We start from the raw sequence: 2,097 nt of genomic DNA, 5'->3' as shown, positions 1-2,097 counted from the left end.
ACGAAAGGTGAGCTAGCTCTCCGCTCTCCATACAGAGCGCCGGCTCGATCTTGAAGGAGTGGGCTCGGGCAYTCCCCGGGATTGGTAATCGAACATCGGAAATTACTCTGGGTCAACCAGCCTCGCTCCGGGTGGCATTTTCCTGTCTGGAGCATTGTCATTGTGGCCTTCAAGGACSCTTGGAAGYGCCTTGACGATGCCGACTTGCCTCGCGTTGGCTCATGGGGCGCGAGATGCGCTACCGGGAGCAGATGATGGCCGAGGCGCAGGCCATGCTGGACGATTTCTCCGCCCTGCCCGCGATCAGGCCGAGCCAAAGAGATTGTCGCGGCGCGTTCTGCAGTGAGGAGRCGYCGGCCAATGCGGCGATCCGATCGATATGCAGGTCACATTAGCCTCGACGGCGGACCTCCTTGGCGATTGAGCACCACGAAGAATACAATAACAASAAAGCTCTCTTTGTTCAGCGAGAGGCCCCAGCCGTGCGCTTACCAGCGGCAAGGCGGGGCAGGCATGGCATGCGCGGATTGGGAACGCTCGGCAGGACGGAGACCCGATGAACCGATTTATAGCGATCACGTTGAGCGCAGTAGCTTTCAGTCTGGCCGCCTCTGCAGCGAAGGCTCAGCCCGATATTGCGACCGACAATGAGCTTCTTGCCGCGTACTGCTTGGGAGCGGCAAACGTTGAAGTCCGGGAAGGCGGCCTCGGGGAAATCGACAGCGCCGTCGAGCAAAGCCGCCAGGAAAGGAAACTCCGGACTCACGCCTACTTAGCCGCCAAAGGCTACCTTCCTAGTAACATCCGATCATCGGCGGCGACACAAGGCATCACGCTTCATGTCAAGCGCGGCGAAACCGACGAAAAACAGTGCAAAGCTAATATTGACACTTGCTTAATAGGCTGTAAGGGCGGAACCGATACCGAAACGATTTACGAATGCCTGGGAAAGTGTTGGAAACTCGATCCCTGCCCAAGCCTTCTTCATTGTGTCCCTGAAAAACTGCCCTTCTGATCCGAACCGGGCAAGGTGGGTAACGGCTACGTCGCCCATGTTTGTGGCATCTGGACGCGCCGACTGGTCCATCGTCGTTCTTCTGGCGCTAATCCTCGTCGCGATCCTGTTCAAGAACCAGCGCGCCTCGACCTCCGCCCGGCACCGGCAAGCGCGTCGGAGATCGCAGCACGGCGCATCGGTGCACAAGCCTCGCATCGACCCGAAACCAAGGTGCTCAAGCCAAACACCAGAAGCCGCCCCGTGGGTTTCGAACGCCAAGCCCGTGCGGATGAAGTCGTATCCTGCGGTACGATCCACCGCGCCTACGCCTTGACCGGCGTGAGGTCGGGTAAAGCAGGACCAGTTCGTCGCGCAGTCGCGCCTGCGCCACAGGAAGCAGCATCGGGGCGTCGGTGAAGCATTCCTACGCGTCGTGCACGGCGCTGAAGTCCGGTAATGGCTGATCATGGCCGCCCTCTGGCGCTATCAATGCGTTGATCTGGCGGATCCGTACCTCGTCTGGGAGCACAGCCCACGCGTTGTCACGCGCGGCGTGGTATCCAAAGGCGCGGCGGGCCTGCTCGACATCTCCGGTATTATTGCAGAGCGACGGCCAGAGCAGGGTAATATCGTTCTGGCGCTGGCGGACCTGCCAGCACCCCATCATCAAGGTCTTCACGTCTTGGCTTCCTTGGGCAGGCTGATCTTGCGGCCGGCGTTCATGACCCGTCTTGAAGGGCGGATGAACACGTAGTCGTTCGTGCGCCACCACCCCGCTGAACGCCGTTCCATACTGTCCGAATGCCCACCTGCGCAAGCTGGGGAGCTTACCGCCGTCAGCGACGGTAAGTTGATCGGTGATCTGGAGCAGCAGTTCCCCTGCGCGACGTTTGGCGCGGCTTCGCCTTCTCCTCCGATCTTTCGTCGTGCGTCTTGGCGTTGGGGGCGAGCTCCGGCAGCCTTGTCTGCCCCACAATGACAATTAGGCAAATGTTAACCACTCCGGGCGCCCCCTAGCATGGTCCATCGGGGTCTTGGGGGGCTCGAGGGGGGGACCGTGGCCATGCACGACCTGCACTTGGATCACGCTGCTGTGGAGC

General features: G+C 60.6%; 2 protein-coding genes. Both read left to right on the top strand.

Going from position 1 to position 2,097, the window contains the following annotated elements; all coding sequences use genetic code 11:
• The first annotated feature begins 556 nt into the window (after positions 1 to 556).
• Positions 557 to 1,015: a hypothetical protein gene (locus AC1DVA_RS27925; RefSeq protein WP_476808055.1), complete on the top strand. Its 459-nt coding sequence runs from the start codon at positions 557 to 559 to the stop codon at positions 1,013 to 1,015.
• Positions 1,016 to 1,463: 448 nt separating this feature from the next.
• A complete protein-coding gene (locus tag AC1DVA_RS27920; RefSeq protein WP_476808054.1) occupies positions 1,464 to 1,751 on the top strand; it encodes a hypothetical protein in 288 nt (95 codons plus the stop codon).
• Positions 1,752 to 2,097: the final 346 nt, after the last annotated feature.

The sequence above is a fragment of the Allobosea sp. P4_C6 genome, assembly GCF_056402015.1.
Note: the sequence above shows the minus strand (reverse complement) of the source record. Positions and strands in the feature narration are given on the sequence as shown.

Bases quoted from the DNA above. Each gene is read 5' to 3' on its own strand.
- AC1DVA_RS27925 (WP_476808055.1), top strand. From the start codon at position 557: ATGAACCGATTTATAGCGATCACGTTGAGCGCAGTAGCTTTCAGTCTG.
- AC1DVA_RS27920 (WP_476808054.1), top strand. From the start codon at position 1,464: ATGGCCGCCCTCTGGCGCTATCAATGCGTTGATCTGGCGGATCCGTAC.